The sequence below is a fragment of the Pseudomonas sp. MB-090624 genome (genome assembly GCF_003205245.1).
GTDB classification, from domain to species: domain Bacteria; phylum Pseudomonadota; class Gammaproteobacteria; order Pseudomonadales; family Pseudomonadaceae; genus Aquipseudomonas; species Aquipseudomonas juntendi.
In genome coordinates, this window is record NZ_QJRK01000016.1 from 69,566 (window position 1) to 88,644 (window position 19,079).

Sequence of the window (19,079 nt, forward strand, 5' to 3'; positions counted from 1 at the left end):
CAGCTCGCGAAGCGCCGCGCGGGCGGCGCTCGATCTCCCAGGCGCTGCACATCTTGTGTCAAACACGCGTCAGCCCTCATACGATCCCTACGGGAGCTGGGCTTGAACGGCGATGAACTGCAAAGCAGCCCCCTACCCCCCGCAGTAGCTCAACATTCAACGAATGCAACCGCCAGGCCCCCGCGCGAGGTTTCCTTGTAGTTGGCATGCATGTCCGCCCCGGTATCACGCAAGGTGCGGATTACCCGGTCGAGCGAAATGAAATGCTCGCCATCGCCCCGCAGTGCCATTTGCACCGCATTGATCGCTTTCACGGCAGCGATGGCATTGCGTTCGATGCAAGGCACTTGCACCAGGCCACCGACCGGGTCGCAGGTCAGCCCAAGGTTGTGTTCCAGGGCAATTTCGGCAGCGTTTTCCAATTGCGCCGGTGTCGCGCCCAGCAATTGGGCCAGGCCGGCGGCCGCCATCGAGCAGGCAGACCCGACCTCCCCCTGGCAGCCGACCTCGGCGCCGGAAATGGAGGCGTTCTTTTTGCACAGGATGCCAACCGCAGCCGCGGCAAGCAGGAAGTCCACGACATCCGCGTCGCAGGCACCAGGGTTGAACTTCATGTAGTAGTGCAGTACCGCCGGGATGATACCGGCTGCACCGTTGGTAGGCGCAGTGACCATGCGCCCGCCAGCGGCGTTCTCTTCGTTGACCGCCAGGGCGTACAGGTTGACCCACTCCATGGCGCCGAGCGTCGACCCGATCACATTAGGCTTGCCCAGTTCCTGCAAGCTACGGTACAGCCGCGCCGCACGGCGTTTGACGTGCAAACCGCCGGGCAGAATGCCCTCGTTGCGCAGGCCGTTGTCCACGCACTCGCGCATCGCGGCCCAAATGCGCAGCAGGCCGTCGCGCACCTCGGCTTCCGGGCGCCAGGCGCACTCGTTGGCCATCATCAGTTGCGCCACACTCAAGCCGTGGGCCTGGCACAGCTTCAGCAACTGGGCACCACTGCCGAACTCGTAGGGCAGCACGGCGGCGTTCTCTGCAGTTTTCGGCGCATCGACTTCGGCCTGTTCGACGATGAACCCACCGCCTACCGAATAATAGGCCTGGCACAACAGGCTATCCTGCCCGTGCATGGCTTCTACGCGCATGGCGTTGGGGTGGTACGGCAGGTTTTCGTCGAGCAGCAGCATGTCTTGCGCATACTCGAACGCCACGGGGTGGCTGCCGTCCAGCATCAGGCAGTGTTCCTGCAGCACCTGACCGATGCGCGATTCGATGGTGGCCGGGTCGATACGGTCTGGCCATTGCCCCATCAAGCCCAACAGGCAGGCACGGTCGGTGGCATGACCAACGCCGGTCGCCGACAGTGAGCCATACAGGCGCACTTCAACGCGCGTCACCCGCCCCAGCAAGCCCTGCTCGCGCAGGGCCTGGGCAAAGGTCGCAGCCGCGCGCATCGGGCCGACGGTGTGGGAGCTGGACGGGCCGATGCCGATTTTGAAAAGGTCGAAAACACTGATAGCCATACTAATGCCTGACCATGCGCTGATCGGTAGCCAGTGCACGGGTATCTGGAGAAATTGGGCGCTGCTGCGATTTTGCGCGATACTGACGCTGTGCGATTGAAATGACCAACGAAACTTCCTAAGCAAGGCTTTAGCAGGACTAAACGATGCGACGCCAACTCAACGGCCAGATGTTTGTTTGGCTGCACGTTTTTGCCTGCGCCGCCAGGCACCTGTCCTTTACCCGCTGTGCAGAGGAACTGCACATCACCCCCGGGGCGGTCAGCCAACAGATGCGCCAGCTGGAAGAGCGCCTGGGTTACCGGCTGTTTCTGCGCCGGGCACGGGGCGTGGAACTGAGCGCCGAAGGCCAGCGACTGGCGCAGACCGTGACCGACGCCTACGGCAGCATCGAGGCAGAGCTGCTGCGCCTGGATGCCGGCGAGATTCGTGGCACGTTGCGGGTGCGCTCCATCCCCTCGTTCCTGGCCAAGTGGCTGACGCCGCGCTTGCCACGTTTCCAGCAGCGCTACCCGGACATCGAACTGCGCCTGGTGGCCGAAGACAGTGCCCAGGCCTTGACCCCGGGCGACTTCGACCTGGCCATCGACCTCAACGACGGCAGCTACCCGGGCATGCTCTCCACGCCGCTGCTGGACGAGCAGATCTTTCCCGTATGCGCGCCCTCACTGCTGCGTGGGCGCCCCCCGCTGCACGGGCCGGCCGACCTGGTGCACTACCCGCTGCTGCACGACATCACCGCCTGGCGTGGCAGTTCGGAATATGCCGAATGGGAGTTCTACCTGGACGGGATCGGCGCCGCTGGGTTGGACGTACGCCGTGGGCACACCTTCAACCGCAACCACCTGACCATCGAAGCGGCGATTGCCGGTATCGGTGTGGCCATTGCCCGGCGCACGCTACTCAACGATGAACTGGAACGCGGTGCGCTGATCGTGCCGTTTGGCGTACCGATCGCCAACCACAAACGCTATGTGGTGCATTACCCGCCCGGCGGGTTGACCCAGCCGGGCGCGCGGGCGGTACATGACTGGCTGGTGGAAGAAGCACGGGGGTTTCGCGAGTTGCACCCGTTGAATACCGCATGAAGCCTGTTCTGCAACCGGCCGCATGACAGTCAATAGGCCTGTTTACCGGTGAACGCATTCAACGTGCGTACCAGAATCACGAAATCCAGCCACAACGACCAGTTGTTGATGTACTCGATGTCGGAGTCCACCCGCTGAATCATCTGTTCGATGTCCTTGGTCTCGCCGCGGAACCCCCGCACCTGGGCCAGGCCGGTCATGCCCGGCTTGATGTTGTGGCGAGCGAAGTAATCCACGATGTCCTGGGAATACAAGGTGTCGTGCTGCAAGGCATGCGGCCGTGGCCCGACCAGCGACATTTCGCCGGTCAGCACATTGAACAGCTGCGGCAGTTCATCGAGGCTGGTACGGCGGATGAAGGCCCCTACCCGGGTCAACCGCGGATCGTTCTTCTGGGCTTGCTGCACCACACCACCTTCGGGCTGGTGCACATGCATGCTTCTGAATTTCCAGATACGAAACGCCTCACCCGTCCAGCCGGTACGCTCCTGGCGGAAAAACACCGGGCCGCGGCTGTCGAGCTTGATGGCCAGGGCAACGGCCAGCAATACCGGCGACGCACACAGCAGGATCAGCGCGGCCAGCACCCGGTCCTCGAGGTTTTTCAGGAACAGGCTCATGCCTGTGAGCGGGGTTTCCGACAAGGTCAGCACCGGAATGCCGGCAATTTCCCGCACACTGTGGTTGATCAGGCGCAACGAGAAGATATCCGGTACCCAGTTCACCGCGATGCACTTGTCGAGCAGCTTGAAGTACACGTCGTTGATCACTTCCGAGCCGCCCAGCGGGGTCACCAGGTAGACCGTGCGGATGCCGTGGCGGGCGACCAGTTCGTCAAGCTCGGCAATATGCCCGAGCACCGGCAGGCGCTGTTTGCCCTCGGCGCCCTCGCCTGCTTGCGGTTCAACCTTGTCGACCAGTACACACCCCAGCACCCGCTCGCCAAACCACGGGTTGCTGCTGATTTTCTGGTAAAGGAAGTTGGCCAGGTCACCATTGCCAATGATCAGGGCATTGTCCAGGCGTGCATGTGCGGTGAAACGCTTCTGCAGCTCACGCACGGCGAAGTGCAGGAACAGCTGGGCGAAGTAACCGATGACGAACAGTTGGCCAACCAGCAGCCGGGAGTAGGTTTCGCTCTGCTTGGTCAGGAACGCCATGACCACCAGAAAGCAGAACGTGGCCGACCAGGCCTTGAACAGGCGGAAGGCCTTGATCGAAAGCCCGACGTTGGTCCGGTAGATTGCGTAATGATCATAAATGACCGCCAGTGCGCCGATCAGCAACAGCAGCATGATCACGTAATCGGAGGTGATGTAGCCGAACTGGTCATAGATCAGGTACCAGGCGATACCCGTCACGGCAATGCCGTCGAGGCCGGCCTGGATGGCGTTGCTGACACTGCTTCGGCGCTGGAGTAAGGAACGACTGCTTCTGGGTTCGAAAACCATTTCAGACCTCATCAATTGGAGCGTGGCAAGTGCCTTACAGCCAACAACCAGTCTTGAATCACAGCCATGCAGCGCCGCACGCGGCGAAGCGCACAGCGTCCAAACCATTGATATCACTGTAGCAGCCAGCTGCCGCAGGCGGGCCCGGAATACGTGCTGCCACAGCTTTTGGCCGATTCACAGCGTGCGCCTGGCCGCAGCGCTCGCCCGCCGATACAGCAACGTGCGCAGCAGAAACAGCGGGTTGCCCACCACGTAGCGCATGAACAGGCGCCTGGGCTCACGCCACAGCCGATACAGCCACTCGCCGCCAACCGCCCGCAGCCAGCCGGGGGCGCGGCTGACCTTGCCGCCGAGAAAGTCCAGGATCGCCCCGCCACACACGATCAGGCAGGGGCCGCTGATGCCGGCCAACTGTGCGGCGACCGCTTCCTGCTTGGGCATGCCCATGCCCAGCACGATCAGTTCGGGTTGATGCTCGCGCGCCAGTTGCAAGTAGGTATCGACAGTGGCAAAGCCGTCGTGAACCGACACCGGCGCCACGCCGAAGGTGTCGGCGCAGTGCTGCACCGCCTGGTGCAGGTAGGGTTGCCGCGTGCCCCAGAAGGCCACCTTGCGCCCCCGGTACGCCGCCAGCAGCCTGGGAATGAAATCGGTACCGTTCATGTTCAGGCCGGGCTCCAGGCCCAGGCGGCGGTAAAGGATCGCCATGCCGGAGCCATCGCGCAGCAACACATCGGCTGCCGACAGTGCCTGGCAATAAGCCCCGTCGCGCACCACCAGGTTCATTGCGTGGGCATTGACGAACCCCAGCACCGTCGCTTTGCTCGGGGTTGTCAGGTGCTCAAGCAGGCGCTGCACGGCGTTTTCGTCGGCGACCACATGCAGCTGCCCGACCAGGCGCCCCCAGCGTTGCTGCCATTGCCGCTGGCTCATCAGTCGTCATCCCGTTTAGAGCGCACCCATTCGACCTGGCGCTTGATCAGAAAGCCCAGGTAGAGGGGGATTTTCCTGGCTGCGTAGAACGGTGCGTACAGCAACACAGAGAACGGGATCAGCTCCCGACAGAAGCGCGCCCAGGCCACCACCACCGCCACGCCGAGCAACCCCAGCCCCAACAGGGCGAACCCTGCAGGGGCCGCCAGCCCGGTTACCAAGTAAAGCAGCCAGGTCAGCAGGTTGAACCCCAGCAGCGCCAACACCAGCAACGCCAAGGGTGATACCACCAGGTCCAGGGTCATCGCCGCGAGGGCACCATTGCGCTGGGTGATGGCAGCCAGCGCCCGCTTGGGCCCATCGGTCAGCATCAACCCCAGGTGGCCGTGCTCCCAGCGCGTACGCTGGCTGTTGAGGCCTTGCGGGCTGAGCGGGAACTGGCTGGTCACCAAGGCTTCGGGGCAGAACAGCGGTGGCTTGCCTTGTTGGCAAAGATCCAGCCCGAGTTTCACATCCTCGACCAGATGGCCATTGGCGAGGTTGACCTGGCGCAGGTCGTGCCAGCCGAAGGCCATACCGGCGCCCATCAGCTGGCAAGGCAAGCCCAACCGCGCCCAGCCACGCGGGCGAACCAGGTTCTTCACCCGCCAGGCAAATTCGGCGACCTGCACTTTCAGCCCGGCACCTGCAGGTGCCCGCATCAGGTACAGCGCCTGCACCGGGCGCGCCGTTTCACGGCAACGCCGAGCCAGGATATCGATAGCGCCCTCGCCGACCTGGCAATCGGCATCCACCACGATCACCACCTCAGGGGGCAGGCGCGCCAGATGGCGCACGCCGAAGTCCAGGGCATAGCCTTTGCCGCGCAACTGGGCGTCATACCGCTCCACCACTTCGGCCCCCGCTTCGCGGGCCAGCTGCGCCGTGGTGTCGGAACAGTTGTCGGCCACTACCAGCAAGCGGTCACCCTCGAGCAGTTGCGGCACGATGCTCGCCAGGCTGGCCTGGATGATCGAGGCCTCGTTGTGCGCCGGCACCAACACCGCAAGCGTTGGCCGCGCCGTGGTGCACGGTGGCGGCCTGCGTGCGGGCAGGCAAGCCAGCAATACCTGCAGCGAAAACACCAACACCGGCACCAGGACGATGACCGTCAGCAGGCCCAGCAACCACGCTAATACACTTATCATGCGAATGCCTTGAAGTAGCCGGCCAGCCTGGCCGCCTCGGTGTCGATGTCGTGCCGTTGCAGTACCCGTTCGTAGGCCGCCTGGCCCATGCGCTGCAACACCTCGGCAGGTTGCGCCAGGCACTCGGCCATGGCCGCTGCCAGCTCGTCCACCGCGCCTGCGGGGAACAGCCAGCCGTTCTCGCCGGGCCTGACCAGTTCCGGGATCCCGGCAACAAACGTGGTCAGCACCGGGCGGCGCAAGGCCATGGCCTCCATGATCACCACCGGCAGGCCCTCGGCAAAGCTGGGCAATACCAGAGCGCGGGCAGCGAGGATCTCGTCGCGCACCTGTGCACTGCTGATCCAGCCAGTAATGCGTACGTGCTGCTGCAGGCCGTGGCGGGCAATCAAGGCCTCGATCTGCTCGCGCATTTCACCGTCACCGGCCAGCACCAACTCAAAAGCCTGCGACTGGGCCGCCAGCCGGCGCGCGGCCTCCAGCAGCAACAACTGGCCTTTCTGCTCACACAGGCGCCCAACGCACACCAGGCGTGGCGCCGCGGGCGCCTCTACCGCAGGCACCGCATGGAACGCGCGCTCCAGCCCACAATGCACCACCTTGACCTTGGCCCAGTGCTCGTGGGCCACCCAGCGCAACAGCTGGCTGCGCCCATACGAGCTGACCGCCGCGACAAAAGCGGCGCGCCGGACCTTTTCCCCCAGGTGCAGGAACTGCGGCTTGTCGAACTCTTCGGGGCCGTGCACGGTGAAACTGTAGGCCGGCCCGCCCAGCATGTTGGCCAGCATGACCACTTCGGTAGAGTTGGTGCCAAAGTGCGCGTGCACGTGCTGCGCCTGCCCTGCCTGCAGCCACTGCAGCACCTGGCAGGCTTCGGCCAGATACACCAGGTGGTAGGGCCAGGCGCGGTCCGCCCGGCGGCCAAGCCGTAGTGCCAGCCACAGCGCCCGGCCAAAGCGCCGCGGCTGCGCGCGCAATACCTGCCACATGGGCCGCAACAGCTGCTTCAGCCCGCCTTGCAGCACGTAGCGGGTCTTGCCCCGCTCGGCCACGTCCTCGGCATCCTGCACCTCGGCGTCCCAGCCGCGCAGTGCCAGGCGCTGCACCTCTACCCCTTGGCGCTCCAGCGCCAGGATCTCGCGGCGGATAAAACTGTGGCTGACCTTCGGGTACTGATTGATGAAATAAGCAATGCGCATATGAACCCAGATCCAAACCCGCTTGATGACCAACCGCCCCAGGCAACCTTTACTTCAGGCTGTCGACTACCGGCGGCCTGCCTACTGCCGATGCACTCACAGCAAATGCATCCCCCTGTGTTCCTTGTAGTCCATGGTTGGCACCATTGCTTGGCAAAGCTGCTTGCAAGCGGGTGAATACATCGTCGAGCAATGCCTGGCGACGGCGATACATCGCCCGTTTCTTTGCCGGAATGTCGGCCTCGGCACGCTGCGCCGGCGCCAATGGCAGGCTGTAGAAATCGGCATGCTCCGAAGCGCTGGCACCATGCTCCTGCCAGATAGCATCGTAGTTGGCCGCCAGCTCCTGGCCCTTGTCACGGCCAAAATAAGCGTGGCGGTGATGCCGGCTGGCATCGTTCACGGCGTACAACCGGGCGACCCCCAACGTTCTGGCCAGGCACTTCAACGCCTCCAGCAGCAAGCTGCGCGGGCGCAACCCCTTGAAGTCTTTGGTCAGGTCGCGGTAGATGGCCAGCGAGGTGTCGCTGTCGATGCCTTTATGGATGCCCTGCACTGCGCCGATGTACAAACCAATGCCGGCCGGCCCCTGGCACAGGGTGAACGCCAGGGACGCCACACGCAGGTCACCCTGGAACAGGTTGAGCACCAGCTCGCCTTCGCGCTTGAACCAGATCGGCCGGTCGAGCACCAGGCAGCAGCCCGGCGAGTAGCTACCCAGGTCACACAGGGCAAGGCTGTCGTCCCGGCCCAACAGCAACAGCCCAGGAAAATGCCGGGCCACCAGCTCGAAGTGCGAGGCCACTGCATCGAGGCGTTGCGGCGCCTGCCAGTGCTGGCTGATATAGGGCCATTGCACGACACCGATGCAGTCAACGCCCAGCCGCTGCAACCCCGGCTGGCCCAGCGCCGCGGTCAGGCGCTGCATGAAGGTGTCCAGCTGCGGCCAATGCCTGGCCATCTGCAGGCTCAGCTTGTACTTGTTGTGCAATGCCCGCAACGAGTAACCGGGTTGCAGGGTAAACACGCTTTTCACGAGGGTGCCGAGCATCATGGGCCTCTCTCACTTGTACTCGATCAAAGCCGCTTTGCCAGCCGCCAGGCGGTGGCGCAGGAACTTCAGCTGGCCGAGCATTTCGGGGAACTTGCCCAGTACCAGAAAAACGGCCTGCAGCCAGTTTTCGCGCGGCGACCTGTTGCCCCGCTGCGCCAGGCGCATGGCCTGCAACGGGTAGATCAACAACAACCCCAAGCCCCAGCCGCCCACCAGCAGGCAGGCCAGCACGATCGACACGGGAATGCCCAGGCCCCACACCCAGGCCCGGCGCGACTCGCGCAACCAGTGCCGCTCGGGAGGCTGCCCGTGCAGATAGGCGCCCTCGGCGTAGGCATGCCCGGCACGCAGGCTGCGCCGCCACCATTGGCTGAACCGGGTCATGTCGGCGTCGTGCAAGGTCATCTCGGCATCCAGGCGCCAGATTTTCCAGCCCTTGGCGCGCAAGCGCACGCACAGCTCCGGCTCTTCCCCGGCGATCAGGTCAGGGCGAAAACCGCTCACGGCGACGAAAGCGTCTACCCGCATCAACGCGTCACCGCCGCAGGCCTTGGCCTCGCCGATCGGGGTGTCCCATTCCAGGTCGCACAACAGGTTGTACACCGAGCGCTGCGCGAAGCGTTCGCGGCGCCGGCCACACACCACCGCCACCGCGGGGTGTGCGGCCAGAAACGCCTGGGCGGTGGCCAGCCAGCAGGCATCCACTTCGCAGTCGCCATCGACGAACTGCACCCAGTGCATGGCGGGCAGCAACCGCTGCAACACGGCAAAGCCTTCGTTACGCGCCCTTGCCGCGGTGAACGGGGTGCCCATGTCCAACGCCAGCACCTCGACGCCCAGGGCAGCGGCCAGTTGTTGCGAACCGTCGCTGGAGCCCGAGTCTACATACACGACCTTGTCGGCCCCATGGGCCAGCGAGCGCAGGCAGCGCTGCAAACGCTGGCCCTCGTTGCGGCCAATGACCACCACGCCGGTCTGCATCGCCAAGGGCCTCACTCGACCGCCGCCGGGGCGACCAGGTGCCGGGCCTTGATGACTGCCGGTACGCCGACAGCCAGGGAGTTATCTGGCACATCCACCAGCACCACGGCATTGGCACCAATGATCACGTTGTTGCCAATGCGAATGCTGCCCAGTATCTTGGCGCCCGTACCTATATCGACGTTGTTGCCGAACACCGGGGCGATGGGCTCGTCGACATTTTTCAGGCCCACCACCACGCCATTGCGGATGCGACAGTCGTCGCCGAACCGGGCGTAGCCGCTGACCACGATGCCACCGAAATGGTCGATGACGAAATTGCGGCCGATCACCGCCTCGCAAGGCAATTCCACCCCGGTGATGATCTGCACGAATTTGAACAGCACCTTGTACACCAGTGAGCACAGCTTGCGCAGCAGCGCCGGGCGCACGCCGTAGCGCCAGCGGCCGAAGCGGTACACCAGCAATACCCAGAAGCCCTGGGCGCCCCAGTCGCCACCATGGGCCCGCAGGTCGGCGCGAATATTCTCGAACATGACGGTAGCTACCTTGTCGGTTGGCTGGCGTAACGGGTCTGCAACAGCAGTGACCAGGTCGCCCGGCAATGACGCCAGCAGGCCTGTATCGCGCCCCGGCCGCGTCGTTTCAACAGCGCTTTGAGTGCCAGCACCAGGTCGCCCACGGTCACCAGCAGCATATGCAACGCCAGCCCAGCCAAGCCATGGTGCTTGCGGAAATACAGCAGCTCGCTCTCGATCTGGTAGGCGGAAATCTGCCGGCTGGCAGCTTCCAGCTCGGTGACTGACTTGGAGCTTTCACCCCCTATGTGGACCACCGTGGTATGTGGGTAGAACACCACTTTCCAGCCGGCCTGCTTGACCCGCTTGCAGTGGTCGACTTCCTCGTAATAAAGAAAGTAGCGCGGATCGAACAGGCCTACCTGGTCCAGCACTTCGCGGCGTACCAGGTAGAAGCACCCGGGCAACCAGTCGCATTCGCGGACCGAAGCGTGGTCCCAGTCCATGTCGTCGACCATTTTCAGCCCAGGGAACAGGCGCCCCAGGCCGGTACGCCCGACGAAGACGTTCAGCGGCGTGGGAAAATAGCGGCAGCTGGGTTGCAGGTCACCCTCACGGCCTTCGAGGCGTACCCCCAGCACACCGCAGTCCGGGTGGGCATCCATGTAGTCGAGGGTTTTTTGCAGGGAATCGGCAGCCACGAACGCATCGGTGTTCAGCAACAATGCATACTTGCCTTGCAGGTGGGCCAGCAACTGGTTGTTGGCGCGGCCAAAACCCACGTTCTGCTTGTTGCTCAGCAACACTGCTTCCGGGCAAACCTCGGCCATGCGCTGCAGCGAGTCGTCGACGGAGGCATTGTCCACCACCAGGTAACTGGCCAGGTGTTCGCTGCCTGCGCGGCGCAAGGCATCGAACATTGGCTGCAGCAACCCGGCGGTGTTGAAATTGACCACCATCACGTCGACCGGTTTGCTAGCCATTATTGCCATCCCCGAAGAAGTACTGGCGCCTCTGCGCCATCAGTTGCGGCTCAACCGTGGGGTCGTAGGCGCCGTCGCGCTGTTTGATCAGGTCGATCCACGGGTAGGCTTCGCAGCGTGCCTCGACCCGTTTGACCAGCGCCTCGGTGGTGCAGATGAACACGGCCGGGTTGCCGCCGTAGACGGTGCCCGGTGGCACGTCCTTGGTGACCACCGCCCCTGCCGCGACGATGGACTCGGGGCCGATGGTCACCCGCGGCATGATGATCGCACCGTGGCCGATGAAGCAGTTGTCCTTGATGTCGATGAAACCGACCGAATCAAGGTGCTTGCCAAACCGGTGTTCGATCAGCAAGACCACCCCGTCGTGGCCGATCAACGTGCAGTCGGACAACCCCACGCTGTTGCCGATACGCACCAGTGACGGGTCGAGGAACTTGCAGCCGGCATTGACGAAGAAATTGTCGCCTACCGAGTGAAAGTTGCCCCAGCGTTTGAGGTAGGCGCCCCACTCCAGCCCCGACGGCCTGCAGAACCGGCGGTAGAACGTGCCTCCGCGCCCGGTTGCATGTGCGTAATGTGCCACTGCCTTGCGTATCCATCCCATCATCCTTCCTGGCCTCGCGATCAATACGGCTCGAATGCCCTGAGGCGATGCGGTCTCGTTCTTCTAGATGCTGACCACTACGCACTCAACCTGTGTACAACATGGTTCACGCGGCGGCGCCGCTTTCCGTCCTCATTTTCGCGTCAAGGTGGTCGGCCAGCCGCACGGCGAACTGCAACAGCGGCATGGTCGGGTTGGAGGCGCCGCCCTTGGCAAAAATACTGCTGCCGGCGACATACAGGTTTTGCGTGCCGAATAACCGGCAGTTGCCGTCCACGACGCCCGTTTGCGCTGACGCGGCCATGCGCGTGGTGCCCATGTGGTGGGCATGGGGCGCCATTTTCAGCGGTATCGAAGTGTCATAGACAAACTCGTTGAGTTTGACGAAGCCCAGGCCCGTGTCAGCGAACTGCTTGGCCAGCTCGGTACCGATGCACTTGATGGTGTGGCGGTCATCGGCACTGAGCACCCAGTTCACGCTGACCTTCGGCACCCCCAGCGCGTCGTGCTCGTCGAGCAGCGAAATGCGGCTGTGCAGGTTGGGGAACTGCTCGATCATGGTACTGATCACGCCGTCACCGGGGCAGCTGAACTTGGCCACGAACTCGATCTTGCTGGAAATCCCCATGTCGCAGGCCAGGTTCTCGAGAAAATGCTTGACCTCGGCAGTGCGGCCATAGGTTTGCACATCGGCCAACAGGGCTGTGGTGACGTTGCCTTTGCCGGCCTGGTATTCGGCGAGGAAGGCATCGGTGGTGTAGTACTGGCGCGGCTCCGGGTCTTGCCCGGACTTGAGGATGAAGGTGCCCATCTCGATGTTCAGGTGCTCCATGAAGCACGCGCCAACCAGGCCTTCCTTGTTGACCACCCCCGCAGCCACCAGGGACTGGCTGTTCAGCAGCTGTCGGGCATTCTCGATGGCCCCCGTGGCCAGGATGAAGTTGCGGGCCACCAGACGCTGGCGATTGCGCTGGTAGTCCGACAGCACCACCGCCGCCAGGTGGCCGGATGCCTGGTCGAATTCCAGGTCCACGCAGTTGCAATTGATGAACAGGTCCAGGCCCTTGGTCTGCTCCAGCGCCGTGGCGTATTTCTGGGCAAAGCGGGTCGGGGTGCTGAGCAGGAAACGGTCAGCTTCGAAGTCGCCACCCTCGAGCGCGGTGTTCAGTGCCCGAAAATCCGCCCCGGCGGGCAGGTCGACGATATCCATGGCCACCGGCAGGTAGGGCTCGATCTCCGCATAGGCAATCGGCCAACCCGGCAACTCACCCGGTGGGGCCACGGCGAAGTCGGAAGCCGTGAAGGGCCGACACCGGCCGGCCCAATGGTTGGATGTGCCGCCCAGGTAACGTAGGCGGGTTTCCTCGGCATACAGCTCCAGGCCGGTCGAGGGGCAGGCGTACAGGGCTTGCGAATGCGGGGCGTACTCACGCCCCCCACCTTCGGCCAGCAACACGTTCCAGCCGGCTGCCGCCAGGCGCAGGCCAAGGGTGATCCCCGCAGGGCCAGCCCCGATGATGCAGAAATCGTAGTTGTCGCGCAGCGTTTTCTGCTGCTCATAGTCCTGGATCATGCTGGCTGGTTCCGAAAATAGCGGGACGGCAGTACCCAGCCGTTGATCACCACGAACCCTGGTTCCTCAACCGGTTTGCCAGCAAACACCGCCGTGGCGCCGAACGCCGCGCTGCCCACGCCCAGCAGCACGCAACTCTGGAGAAAGCCTCTACGACCCAACTGCGCAGTACAAAAAGTGAGCTTCCCCATGATCCTGTGACCTGTCCCCATGAAAGTTACACCCAGCACGCAGCCCTACAGCCAGTTGAAGAAGGCCGTGAGCAACACCCCGCACAGCGCCCCCACCAGCAGCATCGGTAGCACCACCAGCTCACGTTTGAGGCTGAAGATGCCCAGCTTGCGATTGACATGAACAACCAGTACCAGCGTCGGCACCGTGTGCAGGGCCACCCCCCAGATCGCCCATTGCACACCTCCCAGCGCCAGCAACAGCGGCAGGAGCCCCCACAGCGAAACCAGGCGGATGATGTTGTCCATGGCCTGGTACTTGGTGAGGCCCAACGCAATCCATACCTGATGAGCCAAGGTATAGCGCAATACGATGAAGGACAGCGAAAGAATCGCCAGCATTTGGCCAGCTTCCTGGTAGCGATCATCGTACATCCAGCCAATCAGCAGCGGGCTGGCTGTGAGGAAGCCCCCGCAAATGAACAGCACCAGCAGGTCGACCAGCAAACGGAAGCGGTAATACAGGGTCTTCAGCCGCGCTTTGTCGTCGGCCCTGGCCGCCTCGCTGAACGCTGGCAGCGCCACGGCGCCGACGATCTTCATCAGCGCCGTCTGAACCGCGCCAAGGATGAGCACGGCAATGGAGTACACCCCCAATTGCGCCGCCGACATGCTGGCGCCAAACCAGATACGGTCACCGTACATGGCCAGTACCCCGACCATCGACGACAACAGGATCCAGCGGCCGAACACGATCAGTTCGGTGAGTGCCGTACGGTCCCAGCGCAAGTGGTTGCGCGGGCCCTCCAGCGCGGTGTGGCCCAGCACAGTCCAGGCCACCGCCGAGACCAGGCCCGCGATGACCAGGGCCCAGATCGAGTGGGTCAGCACGCCCAGTACCAGCATCACCACCAGCCCGGCCAGTTGCGACGCCAGGTCGACCAGCACCACGCGCTTCTGCTGGAAGGTACGCACCGCAACATCGATCTTGGTGGATTGGAAGCCCCATATCAGCGCCGACAGGCCGGTAACCGCCAGCACCATCGGCAGCACAGGGGCGGCATAGGTGGAGTCTGCCGGCCACAACTGCTGGTACTGCGCCACCCAGGCCGCCAGGGCCAGCAGCAGCGTCAGGGCGAACAGCACGAAGCCGCGGATGATCTGCACGGTCCACGCCGTATTGAGAAAGTCCGGGTCGTCGCCACGGTGGCTCTGGATGATGTTCTGGCGCAGGCCAACATCGGACAGCAGATGCAGGAGGACCGAAACGGTGGTGGCGATGACCATGACGCCGAACATTTCCGGCAGCAACAGCCGCGCCATGATGAGGTTGCCGCCAAGGCGCATGACCTGTGAAGCCACCTGCGAGACCAGGTTCCACGACCCAGCCCGCATGGCCCGCTTGCGCAGGCTCGCGGAGGCTGACACATCAATCGACGGCATGAATTCATTCTCTGACTGATTGGCTAAAAGTCACTATAGTTTCAATTAGCCACGATGCTAGTGCCCTGGCCCGCAACTCAGCGCCTCACTGCCTGGCGGCGTCTTGGGAGCCCGGCCGGCGTTGCCACTCGCCCGAAGACAGTGTAGTTCCGCGACAGGGCAGCCGCCGTTTGCCCACCGAAGGAAAGGTGCACATAGCCGATGCCTGAACATTTTCGTGCGTTGATCGTAATCCTGTTTCTGGCGAGCGTGGTCTTCCTGTTGGCGCGGCGGCCGGCCACCGACCTGATTCCGCTCAGCGATTACAAGCGCCGGCGCAATTTGTGGTTCCTGCTTACCGTGCTGGCGTTCGTCTCGCACAGCTTTTGGCTGTACCTGGGCGCGGGTGCGGCCATCCTGTTGCTGGCACGGCGCCGCGAGCACAACCCCATGGCGCTGTTCTACATGCTGTTGTTCCTGATCCCGCCGGCCTCGGTGCAAGTGCCGGGGTTCGGCGTTGTCAATTACCTGGTCGACCTGAACCACATTCGCCTGCTGACGCTGTGCGTGCTGCTGCCGGCTGCGCTGGAGCTGCGCCGGCACCCCGACAGCGTGCGCTTTGGGCGCACCTGGGCCGACCGGCTGCTGGCCGCCGGGCTGGTGCTGATGAGCGTGCTTTACCTGCGCGAGACCACCCTGACCGATACCTTGCGCCAGGCCCTGTACCTGTATGTCGACGTATTCCTGCCGTACTACGTGGCCAGCCGTGGCCTGCGCCAGCTCAGCGACTTCAAGGACGCGATGCTGGCGTTCGTGCTCACCTCCTTCGTCATGGCCCTGATCGCGGTTGCCGAATACGTGCGCCACTGGTTGCTGTACAGCGCCTTGGTCGACGCCATGGGCGTGCCTTGGAGCATGTCCGGCTACCTGAGCCGTGGCGGCGCCCTGCGCGCCAGTGTCACCACCGGCCAGGCGATCGCACTGGGCTATGTGATGAGCGTGGCGATCGGCTTGTTCCTGTTCGTGCAGGGTTACGTGCAGCGGCCCTTGCACAGGGCCATGGGCGCCCTGCTGCTGGCGGCCGGCCTGTTCGCGCCGTTGTCCCGTGGGCCGTGGATTGGCGCAGTGGTCATCGTGGTGGTGTTCATCGCGCTGGGCAAAGGTGCGGTCAGGCGCCTGGCGCTGCTGGGGGCGGCCGGCATGCTAACGCTGCCGTTGCTGACGGTGGTGCCGGGCGGTGACAAGGTGCTGGACCTGCTGCCCTACATCGGCAATATCGAAAAGGAAAACATCACCTACCGCGAGCGGCTGATGGACAACTCGTGGATCGTCATCCAGCGCAATCCGCTGTTCGGCTCGTTCGACTTCCGCAACACCCCGGAAATGCAGGCGATGATCCAGGGTGAAGGCATCATCGACATCGTCAACACCTACATCAACCTGGCACTGCGCGTGGGGCTGGTCGGGCTTGGCCTGTTCGTGGCGTTCTTTGCCGTGGTGCTGCACGGTATCCGCAAGGCGATGCGCAGCTTCCCGGACAAGGACGACGAACGACGACAGCTCGGCCGCGTGTTGCTGGCAACGCTGATCGGCATTCTGGTGATCATCTTCACCGTCAGCAGCATCACCTTCATCCCCGTGGTGTACTGGTCGATCGCCGGTCTGGGCGTGGCCTATACCCAGATGGTGCGGCGGCTGCATGCCAGCCCCGCGGTGGCACTGGCCGAACCCGACCTCCAACCCAGGTAATGTTCATGAATGCGCTCGCCCTGCGTGGTTTCATCCGCCTTTCGGCCTTCGCCAGCCTGGCCTTGCTGCCATTGCCGGGCTGGGCGTCTGCCTGGCAGGTCAGTGTCGACGAGCACACTGGCCTGCCCACCGTAAGCCGTGGTGGCGGCCCAGTGATGAAAGCCAAGTTCGATTTCTGGGCCGCCAACTGGAGCTGGACCGGCTTCTACACCGACCTCAAGGTCAACGGGCCGTACCACTACACCCTGCTGGGCAAGAACAAGGAACTGGACTTCGACCTGGCCGCGGATATCCGCAAGGAGCAGGCGCAAACGCTGAGCTGGACCTTCGACCTCGATGCACACAGCCGCAAGGCCGGGGTGATGGGGGGCGGCATGGTGTTCCAGTTCGACCCTGCGCAGGTCACCGGGGCCATGGGCGCCCCGCAATTGCTGCCAGGCAACCGCGGCTGGTGGTGGGGCAACGCCGAGCAGGGCCGGCGCATCGAAATGCGCTTCGAGCCCCCCTTGGCCAAAGTGTATTTCGAGCGTGGCAACCCGTCTGAGCTGCGCGCGTTTCTGTACCAGGACCCGATCACTGCCGGCAAGCAACAGCTCAAGGCCGTGCTCAACCTGACCGGGGACATCGAGCTCGCACCCACCGCCACCGAACGCTTCGGCCTGGCCGACGCGGCCAGCTGGCCAGACGACCAGTTGGACTGGCGCAGCGCGCCGGTAGACTTGTCGTTCCTCAATGCAGCAGAAAAACCCGCTGGCAAGCGTGGCTTCGTCAAGGCGGTCGGCGAGCAACTGGTGTTTGCCGACAACACCGCCGTGCGGTTCTGGGGCACCAACCTGTCGGCCTATGCGTTGTTCAAAAGCCCCGACGAGGAGATCCGCCAGCAGGCCAAACGCTTGTCGGCCCTGGGTTTCAACCTGGTCCGCCTGCATCATCACGATTCACCCTGGGTCAGCCCCAATGTGTTTGGCGACGGTACCTTGGTGCGCGACACCCAGCAGCTCAGCGCCGAATCGCTGCGCAAGCTGGACCTGTGGATCAAAGCACTCAAGGACGAGGGCATCTACATCTGGCTGGACATGCATGTGCAGCGGGCGCTCACTGCCAACGACAATATCGAAGACTTCGACGAACTGGCCAAAGGCGAAGCGCGCATCGACCTGAAGGGCTACGCCTACGTCAACCGCAGTATCCAGCAGGCAATGAAGCGCTTCGCCGAACAGTACCTGACCCACGTCAACCCATACACGGGGCTGGCCTACAAAGACGACCCGGCCATTGCTGCAGTGCTGATCACCAACGAGAACGACCTGACTCAGCACTACGGCAATGCCCTGATGCCGAACAAGGATGTGCCGCGCCACAGCGAACGCTACATGGCTGCCGCCAAGGCCTTCGCCAAACAGTACGACCTGCCCGCCGACCTGACTTGGCGTGCCTGGGAGCATGGGCCATCGAAGCTGTTCCTCAACGACCTGGAGCAGCGCTTCAATGCCGACATGATCGCCCACCTGCGCAGCGTGGGCGTAAAAGTGCCGATCGCCACCACCAGCACCTGGGGCGGCAACGGCCTGAGTGCGCTGCCGGCACTGAGTGTTGGCGATGTGATCGACGCCCATAGCTATGGGGACATGGGTCAACTGGAGAAAAACCCGCTGACCAGCGACGGCATGATCGACTGGATCGGCGCCGCCCAGGTGGTCGGCAAGCCACTGACGGTCACCGAGTGGAACGCCGAGCCGTTCCCGCTGCCAGACCGTCACTCGCTGCCACTGTACGTAGCCGCTACCGCCAGCCACCAAGGCTGGGACGCCCTGCTGCAATATGCCTACAGCCAACAGGCGTTCAACCCGGGTTGGCGCACGGCAGACAACTGGCACGCCTACAATGACCCTGGCATGCTCGCCACCCTGCCCGCTGCCGCCCTGCTCTACCGCCGCGGCGATGTGAAGCCGGCCACTACCGACTATGTGTTCGCCCCGACGGCAGCCACCCTGTACAACCAGGAAATCACCCCGCGCAATTCGCCACTGCTGCGTACTGCCATGGAAAAGGGCCGCTTGCAGATCGCCCTGCCGCAAACGCCGCAACTGCCCTGGCTGAAACCTGCTGCCATCCCAAGCGGCGCGCACGTGCTGCAAGACCCCGATGAATCGCTGTTACCAGCGGATGCCAGCGAATCGACCACCGACACGGGCGAGCTCAGGCGTAACTGGCAACAAGGCCTTTACACCATCGACACGCCGCTCACCCAGGCTGCCACCGGCTGGCTGGGGGGGCGTTCGATCAGCCTGGGCGCTGTGCAGGTGCAGGCGACTACGCCCTATGCCAGTGTCGTGGTGCAGAGCCTGGACGACAAACCGCTGGGGCAGTCGCGGGACATGCTGGTGTCGCTGGGCACCCGGGCCATGCCCAAGCCCGATGACAAGACACCATTCAATGTCGAGCCGCTGGAAGGCCGCCTGACCATCCAGGCGCCAGCCGGCCTGAAGCTGTACGCCCGCGATGCGCAGGCGCAGTTGAAGGCGCTGCCTGTGGCCTACGACAACGGGCACTACACCCTGACCTTCGACGGCAGCTACATGTCCAACTGGCTGTTCTTGAAATAGGGCACATGGCCATCTACGCTCGATTCACT

The 19,079-nt window shown here is 63.6% G+C and carries 16 protein-coding genes; 3 read left to right on the plus strand and 13 right to left on the minus strand.

All coding sequences use genetic code 11. The annotated features are described in order from the left end of the window. Positions 1-149 precede the first annotated feature (149 nt). On the minus strand, positions 150-1,526 hold the full coding sequence (locus DMX12_RS11055; RefSeq protein WP_110677541.1) for an L-serine ammonia-lyase: 1,377 nt from the start codon (positions 1,524-1,526) through the stop codon (positions 150-152). Positions 1,527-1,672: 146 nt separating this feature from the next. Here DMX12_RS11055 and DMX12_RS11060 point away from each other — a divergent pair, with 146 nt between their 5' ends. Further along, complete coding sequence (locus DMX12_RS11060) at positions 1,673-2,614, plus strand: LysR substrate-binding domain-containing protein (RefSeq protein ID WP_110677543.1); 942 nt, start codon at positions 1,673-1,675, stop codon at positions 2,612-2,614. A 29-nt stretch (positions 2,615-2,643) separates the two neighbouring features. Here the strand turns inward: DMX12_RS11060 and DMX12_RS11065 are convergent, their stop codons facing one another. The 12 genes from DMX12_RS11065 to DMX12_RS11120 form a co-directional block, all read right to left on the minus strand. Continuing rightward, a complete protein-coding gene (locus DMX12_RS11065; RefSeq protein ID WP_009682751.1) occupies positions 2,644-4,065 on the minus strand; it encodes an undecaprenyl-phosphate glucose phosphotransferase in 1,422 nt (473 codons plus the stop codon). A 177-nt stretch (positions 4,066-4,242) separates the two neighbouring features. Then, positions 4,243-5,001: a WecB/TagA/CpsF family glycosyltransferase gene (locus DMX12_RS11070; RefSeq protein WP_110677545.1), complete on the minus strand. Its 759-nt coding sequence runs from the start codon at positions 4,999-5,001 to the stop codon at positions 4,243-4,245. Next, positions 5,001-6,188: a glycosyltransferase family 2 protein gene (locus DMX12_RS11075; RefSeq protein WP_110677547.1), complete on the minus strand. Its 1,188-nt coding sequence runs from the start codon at positions 6,186-6,188 to the stop codon at positions 5,001-5,003. The genes DMX12_RS11070 and DMX12_RS11075 overlap by 1 nt, the downstream gene beginning before the upstream one ends. Next, a complete protein-coding gene (locus tag DMX12_RS11080) occupies positions 6,185-7,387 on the minus strand; it encodes a glycosyltransferase family 4 protein (RefSeq protein ID WP_009682748.1) in 1,203 nt (400 codons plus the stop codon). Before DMX12_RS11080 ends, DMX12_RS11075 begins: the two co-directional genes overlap by 4 nt. 49 nt (positions 7,388-7,436) lie before the next feature. Beyond that, complete coding sequence (locus DMX12_RS11085) at positions 7,437-8,441, minus strand: VirK/YbjX family protein (RefSeq protein WP_110677549.1); 1,005 nt, start codon at positions 8,439-8,441, stop codon at positions 7,437-7,439. 9 nt (positions 8,442-8,450) lie between these two features. Continuing rightward, positions 8,451-9,428 carry a glycosyltransferase family 2 protein gene (locus DMX12_RS11090; RefSeq protein WP_110677551.1) on the minus strand — a complete coding sequence of 326 codons (978 nt, stop codon included), beginning with the start codon at positions 9,426-9,428 and terminating at the stop codon, positions 8,451-8,453. 5 nt (positions 9,429-9,433) lie between these two features. Further along, the gene (locus tag DMX12_RS11095; RefSeq protein ID WP_029885432.1) at positions 9,434-9,958 is read right to left on the minus strand and encodes a serine O-acetyltransferase; all 525 of its coding nucleotides are present in this window, start codon (positions 9,956-9,958) and stop codon (positions 9,434-9,436) included. A gap of 8 nt (positions 9,959-9,966) precedes the next feature. Then, a complete protein-coding gene (locus tag DMX12_RS11100; protein WP_110677553.1) occupies positions 9,967-10,923 on the minus strand; it encodes a glycosyltransferase family 2 protein in 957 nt (318 codons plus the stop codon). Next, a complete protein-coding gene (locus DMX12_RS11105) occupies positions 10,916-11,533 on the minus strand; it encodes an acyltransferase (protein WP_009682743.1) in 618 nt (205 codons plus the stop codon). Before DMX12_RS11105 ends, DMX12_RS11100 begins: the two co-directional genes overlap by 8 nt. A gap of 103 nt (positions 11,534-11,636) precedes the next feature. Further along, positions 11,637-13,103 carry a GMC oxidoreductase gene (locus DMX12_RS11110; protein WP_110677555.1) on the minus strand — a complete coding sequence of 489 codons (1,467 nt, stop codon included), beginning with the start codon at positions 13,101-13,103 and terminating at the stop codon, positions 11,637-11,639. After that, complete coding sequence (locus DMX12_RS11115) at positions 13,100-13,294, minus strand: hypothetical protein (protein ID WP_110677557.1); 195 nt, start codon at positions 13,292-13,294, stop codon at positions 13,100-13,102. The genes DMX12_RS11110 and DMX12_RS11115 overlap by 4 nt, the downstream gene beginning before the upstream one ends. A gap of 45 nt (positions 13,295-13,339) precedes the next feature. Next, complete coding sequence (locus tag DMX12_RS11120; RefSeq protein ID WP_110677559.1) at positions 13,340-14,716, minus strand: oligosaccharide flippase family protein; 1,377 nt, start codon at positions 14,714-14,716, stop codon at positions 13,340-13,342. 201 nt (positions 14,717-14,917) lie between these two features. Between DMX12_RS11120 and DMX12_RS11125 the strand changes: the two genes are divergently transcribed. Both DMX12_RS11125 and DMX12_RS11130 read left to right on the plus strand, forming a co-directional pair. Beyond that, positions 14,918-16,444, plus strand: coding sequence for an O-antigen ligase (locus DMX12_RS11125; RefSeq protein WP_054881814.1), 1,527 nt, complete (start codon positions 14,918-14,920; stop codon positions 16,442-16,444). A 5-nt stretch (positions 16,445-16,449) separates the two neighbouring features. Further along, complete coding sequence (locus tag DMX12_RS11130; protein ID WP_110677585.1) at positions 16,450-19,050, plus strand: cellulase family glycosylhydrolase; 2,601 nt, start codon at positions 16,450-16,452, stop codon at positions 19,048-19,050. The last annotated feature ends 29 nt before the right edge of the window (positions 19,051-19,079 follow it).

Coding starts and splice junctions, on each gene's coding strand:
- DMX12_RS11105 (WP_009682743.1), bottom strand. CDS start 11,533: ATGATGGGATGGATACGCAAGGCAGTGGCACATTACGCACATGCAACC.
- DMX12_RS11060 (WP_110677543.1), top strand. CDS start 1,673: ATGCGACGCCAACTCAACGGCCAGATGTTTGTTTGGCTGCACGTTTTT.
- DMX12_RS11055 (WP_110677541.1), bottom strand. CDS start 1,526: ATGGCTATCAGTGTTTTCGACCTTTTCAAAATCGGCATCGGCCCGTCC.
- DMX12_RS11100 (WP_110677553.1), bottom strand. CDS start 10,923: ATGGCTAGCAAACCGGTCGACGTGATGGTGGTCAATTTCAACACCGCC.
- DMX12_RS11070 (WP_110677545.1), bottom strand. CDS start 5,001: ATGAGCCAGCGGCAATGGCAGCAACGCTGGGGGCGCCTGGTCGGGCAG.
- DMX12_RS11065 (WP_009682751.1), bottom strand. CDS start 4,065: ATGGTTTTCGAACCCAGAAGCAGTCGTTCCTTACTCCAGCGCCGAAGC.
- DMX12_RS11110 (WP_110677555.1), bottom strand. CDS start 13,103: ATGATCCAGGACTATGAGCAGCAGAAAACGCTGCGCGACAACTACGAT.
- DMX12_RS11080 (WP_009682748.1), bottom strand. CDS start 7,387: ATGCGCATTGCTTATTTCATCAATCAGTACCCGAAGGTCAGCCACAGT.
- DMX12_RS11130 (WP_110677585.1), top strand. CDS start 16,450: ATGAATGCGCTCGCCCTGCGTGGTTTCATCCGCCTTTCGGCCTTCGCC.
- DMX12_RS11120 (WP_110677559.1), bottom strand. CDS start 14,716: ATGCCGTCGATTGATGTGTCAGCCTCCGCGAGCCTGCGCAAGCGGGCC.
- DMX12_RS11125 (WP_054881814.1), top strand. CDS start 14,918: ATGCCTGAACATTTTCGTGCGTTGATCGTAATCCTGTTTCTGGCGAGC.
- DMX12_RS11085 (WP_110677549.1), bottom strand. CDS start 8,441: ATGATGCTCGGCACCCTCGTGAAAAGCGTGTTTACCCTGCAACCCGGT.
- DMX12_RS11115 (WP_110677557.1), bottom strand. CDS start 13,294: ATGGGGAAGCTCACTTTTTGTACTGCGCAGTTGGGTCGTAGAGGCTTT.
- DMX12_RS11075 (WP_110677547.1), bottom strand. CDS start 6,188: ATGATAAGTGTATTAGCGTGGTTGCTGGGCCTGCTGACGGTCATCGTC.
- DMX12_RS11095 (WP_029885432.1), bottom strand. CDS start 9,958: ATGTTCGAGAATATTCGCGCCGACCTGCGGGCCCATGGTGGCGACTGG.